This window comes from Actinomycetospora sp., from assembly GCF_055612215.1.
Genome location: NZ_JBVPVA010000169.1, coordinates 1 through 5,121, shown reverse-complemented (window position 1 = coordinate 5,121; position 5,121 = coordinate 1). Strand labels below are relative to the sequence as shown.

The window sequence follows — 5,121 nt, the reverse complement described above, 5'->3', positions numbered from 1 at the left end:
GCGACGGGCGCGCCCGCGCCGTCCAGCGCGCCGGTCACGACGGGGTCCGCGGCCAGCGCCTCCACGGCGTGCAGCAGCGTGGGCGGGAGCTCGGGCCCGTCGGCCGGGGCCTGTGGGGTCCCGGGTGGCCCGGGGTCGAGGCTGCGCGCGACGCCGTCCAGGCCCGCCGCGACGGTGCCCGCCAGCGCGAGGTAGGGGTTGGTGGACCCGTCGGCGCCCCGCAGCTCGATCCGGTCGCCGTCGGGGACGCGGACGAAGTGGGTCCGGTCGTTGCCGCCGTACGTGGCGCGGCTCGGCGACCACGTCGCCCCCGAGCGCGGGGCGGCGGCACCGGTGCGCTTGTAGGAGTTCACGGTCGGGCCGAGCAGCGCCTGCAGCGCCGGTGCGTGGTCCAGGATCCCGCCGAGGAAGCCGTCCGCGAGCGCGGAGAGCCCCAGCCCGTGCACGCCGGGGCCGTCGGCACCCGTCGTCGGGAACAGCGGGTGGTCGTCGTCCCAGAGCGAGAGGTGCAGGTGCATCCCCGAACCGGTCCGGTCGGTGAAGGGCTTCGGCATGAACGTCGCGGTCATGCCGCGTGCCTCGGCGAGCACCGAGATCACGTACCGCGCGGTGATCACCCGGTCCGCCGTCGTCAGGGCGTCGGCGAACCCGAAGTTCTGCTCGAACTGCCCGTTGGCGTCCTCGTGGTCGTTGGCGTAGTTGCCCCAGCCCATCGCGTCCATCGCGCCGGAGACCTCGGTGAGGTGGTCGTACATCCGGGTCAGGCCGCGGGCGTCGTAGCAGGGCCGGTCGGCGTCGTCGCGGGCGTCGGCGGGGCGCAGCGTGCCGTCGGCGTCGCGGGCGAGCAGGAAGTACTCGACCTCGGCGCCCGCCATGAGGGTGTGCGACGTGCGCTCGAGCGCACGTCGCAGGATGACGCGCGGGGCGTAGGGCCAGGGCACCCCCTCGACGTGCGGGTCGCCGTGCACCACGGCGAGCCCCTCCCGCACGGCGGGCACCGGGGTGTACGACGACGGGTCCGGCACGACGACCAGGTCGGGGTCGTGCGGCTGCTGCCCGATCGCTCCCACCGCGTAGCCGGCGAACCCGACGCCGTCGGCCTGCACCTGCTCGGCGCAGGACGCCGGGACGAGCTTGGCGCACGGCTTGCCCGTGAGGTCGACGAAGACCACGAGCAGGAAGCGGACGCCGTCGGCCGCCACCCGCTCCGCGAGGCTCGTCCCGGTGTCCGTCCGGCCGATCGCGTCCACCGTCACGCCGTCTCCATCCGCTCGTCCCCCTGGCTCGGACACTAGGAAGAGACGTCGTCTCCCGACAAGAGACGCAACGGGATCGTCACGTCCGGGAACCCACCCGTCCGGGCACGGTCCGTCGAGGGGCCACCACGAGACGTGCCGGCCGGCTCTAGACTCGACCCCGATGGAGCACCCGAGGCGGACCGGCGGTTCCCTCGCCTCGCCCGCGACGCTCCTGGGTCGCCACGCCGAACTGGTGCGGTTCGCGGTCGTCGGCGCCGGCACCTTCGTCGTCGACACCGCAGTGTTCCTGCTCCTCGAGAACACGATCCTGGAGCCGAAGCCGGTCACGGCGAAGATCCTCGCGGTGCTCGTCGCGACGATCGTCGGCTACATCGCCAACCGGGAGTGGTCCTTCCGCGCCCGCGGCGGACTCGCCCGGCCCCGGGAGGCGACGCGCTACTTCGTCGTCTCCGGGATCGCGCTGCTCGTCAACGCCGCGCCCCTCGGCGTCTCGCGGTACGTGCTGCACTGGGCCGTGCCGCACGTGTCGGCGTTCTCCGAGCAGGTGGCCGACCTGGTCAGCGCCCAGGTCGTCGGGACGCTGCTCGCCATGGCCTTCCGCTGGTGGGCCTTCCGACGCTGGGTGTTCCCGGCGGCGCTGGCCGACTGACGCGACCCGTCAGCGCGGGCCCGTCGCGGGCAGCGGCCGGGGCGCCGCCACGACCTGGTCGGTCCGCGGCATCGGCAGGAAGACGGCGAACACCGCGGGCCGGGTGCGGGCGAGCTCGAGCCGCCCGCCGTCGGCCTCGATGAGTGCCCGGGCGAGCGCGAGGCCCACGCCGGTGGACGCCGCCCCGGAGACGCCGCGGTCGAACACGTGCGGCGCGAGCTCCGAGGGCACGCCGTCGCCGTTGTCGGACACCTCGACGACGATCGTGTCCTTGTCCGAGTGCCGTCCGGAGATCGTGATGGTGCCCCCGCCGTGGCGCAGGGCGTTGTCGACGAGGACGCCGAGCGCCTCCCGGAACCGCGCCGACGTCGCCCGGGCCACCAGCCCCTCGCCCCCGCGGACCCGCAGCGTCCGCCCCTCGGCGCTCACCGGGCCCTGCCACTCGTCGCGGACCGCGGCCAGCTCGCCCTCGAGCGCCAGCGGTGAGGCGCTCGCGGCGCGTGCCTCCCGGGCGGAGCTCAGGAGCTCGTCGAGGACCTCGGAGAGCCGCTCGGCCTGCTCCAGAGCGGCCGCGCCCTCGACGGAGACGTCCGGGTCGGGGTGGGAGGAGAGCTCGTCGAGGCGCAGCTGCAGCGCGGTCAGCCGGCTGCGGAGCTGGTGGGACACGTCCCCGACGAGGTCGCGCTCGCGCTGCAGCAGCTCGGCGAGCGCGACGGCCGAGGAGTCCAGGACGTCGGCCACCCGGTCCAGCTCGGGGATGCCGTGCCGGTGCGGCGTCAGCCGGAAGTCCCCCGCGCCGAGCCGGGCGGCGCGCCCCGCGACCTGCTGCAACGGATCGGCCAGCCGCCGGGCGGTCACCGTCGCGACGATCGCGCCCACGGCCACCGAGAGCAGGACGGCGGAGAGCACGAGCGCCGTGGCCTGCAACTGGCGCGAGCGCATCTCGGCGGCGGGCTCCGAGATCACCGCCGAGCCGTTGAGCCCGAACGGCAGGGTCTCGGCGACCTGCGTCGGGTCGGTGGTGTCGCCGATGGCGCTGACCCCGCGAGCGGTCCGCACGACGAGCGAGCCGCCCGGCGGGACCGCGATCGCCACCCCGGCGAGGTCGACGGCGCGATCGGACTGCGCCTGCGCGTCGAGGGTGTTGACGACCTGCCGGAGCCGGCCGGCCAGCTCGGCGTGCGTGAAGTCCTCGACGAGGCGCCACGTGGTGATCGCCAGCGGGCCGCCGAGCACGGTCACGGTGATCGCGACGACGAGCAGGGTCGAGATCAGGATGCGCCGGCGCATCTCGCTCCTCCCCGTCGCTCCGCTCGCCCCTGGAGCCGCTGCCTCAGGTGTTGAAGCGGAACCCGACCCCGCGCACCGTCGAGATGCGCTTGCCGGAGGCGGGGCCGCCGTCGGTGTCGCCGAGCTTGCGGCGCAGCCACGACATGTGCATGTCCAGCGTCTTGGAGGTCTTCATCTCCGGGTCGTTCCAGACCTCGCGGAGGATCTCCTCGCGGGACACGACCTGGCCGGCGTGCGCGAGCAGCACCCGCAGCAGCTCGAACTCCTTGTTCGCCAGGCCCACCTCGACCCCGTCGACGAGCACCCGGCGCGCCGACGGCTCCATCCGCACCCCGCCCGCGTCGAGGATCTCCGGCGCGCGGCGGCGCAGCAGCGCACGGACGCGCGCGAGCAACTCGGCCAGGCGGAAGGGCTTGCCCACGTAGTCGTCCGCCCCGGCGTCGAGCCCGACGACGAAGTCGACCTCGTCGGTCCGCGCGGTCAGCATCAGCACGGGCAGGTCCGGCTTCCCCGCCCGGACCCGGCGACAGACCTCGAGACCGTCCATCCCGGGGAGCCCGAGGTCGAGGACCATGAGGTCGACCTCGCCGTCGCCGGCCCGCGTCACGGCGCTCGGTCCGTCGTCGATGATGTCCACCTCGTACCCCTCGCGGGTCAGCGCGCGGGAGAGCGGCCCGGCGATGGCCGCGTCGTCCTCGACGAGCAGCACGGTGGTCATGCGGACGAGCGTAGTCCGCGGTGTGCGTGATCTCCGTGCGGCCGCCGGGCGGATGGGAGGATGCGCGCGTGACCGACCTCGCCGCCGACCTGGACCTCGCCCGCCGGATCGCCGACGCCGCCGACACCGTGACCCTCGGGGGGTTCGGGGCGGTCGACCTGCAGGTCGACCGCAAGCCCGACCGCACCCCCGTCACCGACGCCGACGTGGCCTGCGAGGACGAGGTCCGCCGGCTGCTCACCGCGGAGCGTCCCGACGACGCCGTGCTCGGCGAGGAGCGCGGCGGGCCGACGGAGACGCCCGACGGCGGGCGTTCCTGGATCGTCGACCCCATCGACGGCACCAAGAACTTCTCCCGCGGGGTCCCGGTCTTCGCGACGCTGCTGGCGCTGGTGTCCGAGGGGTCGCCGTCGGTGGGCGTCGTGAGCGCGCCCGCGCTCGGGCGGCGCTGGTGGGCCGCGCGCGGGCTGGGGGCCTTCACCTCCGACGTCGCGCGCGGGATCGACGCGGCCCCGATCGCGGTGTCCGGGGTGGCCGAGCTCGCCGACGCCTACGTGTCCACCACCGACCTCGAGTACTGGCGCAGCATCGGCGCCCAGGACCGCTGGCTGGCCCTGACCCGGCAGACGTGGGAGAGCCGCGCGTTCGGCGACTTCTTCCACCACGTGCTCGTCGCCGAGGGGCTCCTCGACGCCGCCGTCGAGCCCGGGGCGAGCGCGTGGGACCTGGCCGCGCCGGCCGTCGTCGTGCGCGAGGCGGGAGGCCGGCTGACCGACTTCGCGGGCGCGGACCGGATCGACGCCGGGGAGGCACTCACCACTAACGGGCGTCTGCACGACGCGGTGCTGGGGATCGTCGGGCGCTGAGGTCCCGGTCAGGAGGCGCGACCCGGGCCCACGGCGCCGCGCATCATCTGGGTCCAGGCCAACCGGCCGAACAGGTGCAGGCAGGCGCTGGACTCCTCGTCGAAGCGGGTCCAGGAGAAGCGCGCGCCGTCCTCGGCCCAGTAGACGTCCCAGCCCTCGGGCCCGGAGACCACGCACCAGATGCGGTCGGCACCGTCGGGCAGCGCCGCGTCGTCCCGCGCCGTCGCGACGAGCACCGTCGGCGGCGGCAACCCCAGTGCCTCGAGCCAGCCGGGCAGCACGTCGACCCCCACGACGATCGGACGGCGGCGGCCCGGCATCGGTTCCCGCCCACGTCGA

The 5,121-nt window shown here is 75.0% G+C and carries 6 protein-coding genes; 2 read left to right on the top strand and 4 right to left on the bottom strand.

Going from position 1 to position 5,121, the window contains the following annotated elements; all coding sequences use genetic code 11:
- On the bottom strand, positions 1-1,256 hold a 1,256-nt coding region (gene glnT / locus AC0CYZ_RS04755; protein ID WP_472212842.1), incomplete at its 3' end, for a type III glutamate--ammonia ligase.
- Between the two features lie 163 nt (positions 1,257-1,419).
- On the opposite strand from glnT, the gene AC0CYZ_RS04750 reads away from it, so the two are divergent.
- The gene (locus tag AC0CYZ_RS04750) at positions 1,420-1,908 is read left to right on the top strand and encodes a GtrA family protein (RefSeq protein WP_472212840.1); all 489 of its coding nucleotides are present in this window, start codon (positions 1,420-1,422) and stop codon (positions 1,906-1,908) included.
- Between the two features lie 9 nt (positions 1,909-1,917).
- Here the strand turns inward: AC0CYZ_RS04750 and AC0CYZ_RS04745 are convergent, their stop codons facing one another.
- Both AC0CYZ_RS04745 and AC0CYZ_RS04740 read right to left on the bottom strand, forming a co-directional pair.
- A complete protein-coding gene (locus AC0CYZ_RS04745; protein ID WP_472212838.1) occupies positions 1,918-3,198 on the bottom strand; it encodes an ATP-binding protein in 1,281 nt (426 codons plus the stop codon).
- A 43-nt stretch (positions 3,199-3,241) separates the two neighbouring features.
- Entirely contained in the window at positions 3,242-3,916 is a 675-nt protein-coding gene (locus AC0CYZ_RS04740; RefSeq protein WP_472212835.1) for a response regulator transcription factor, read from the bottom strand.
- A 68-nt stretch (positions 3,917-3,984) separates the two neighbouring features.
- Here AC0CYZ_RS04740 and AC0CYZ_RS04735 point away from each other — a divergent pair, with 68 nt between their 5' ends.
- Positions 3,985-4,782: an inositol monophosphatase family protein gene (locus AC0CYZ_RS04735; protein ID WP_472212833.1), complete on the top strand. Its 798-nt coding sequence runs from the start codon at positions 3,985-3,987 to the stop codon at positions 4,780-4,782.
- 8 nt (positions 4,783-4,790) lie between these two features.
- Here AC0CYZ_RS04735 and AC0CYZ_RS04730 read toward each other — a convergent pair.
- The coding region (locus AC0CYZ_RS04730) for a hypothetical protein (protein ID WP_472212831.1) at positions 4,791-5,121 on the bottom strand (331 nt) is incomplete at its 5' end.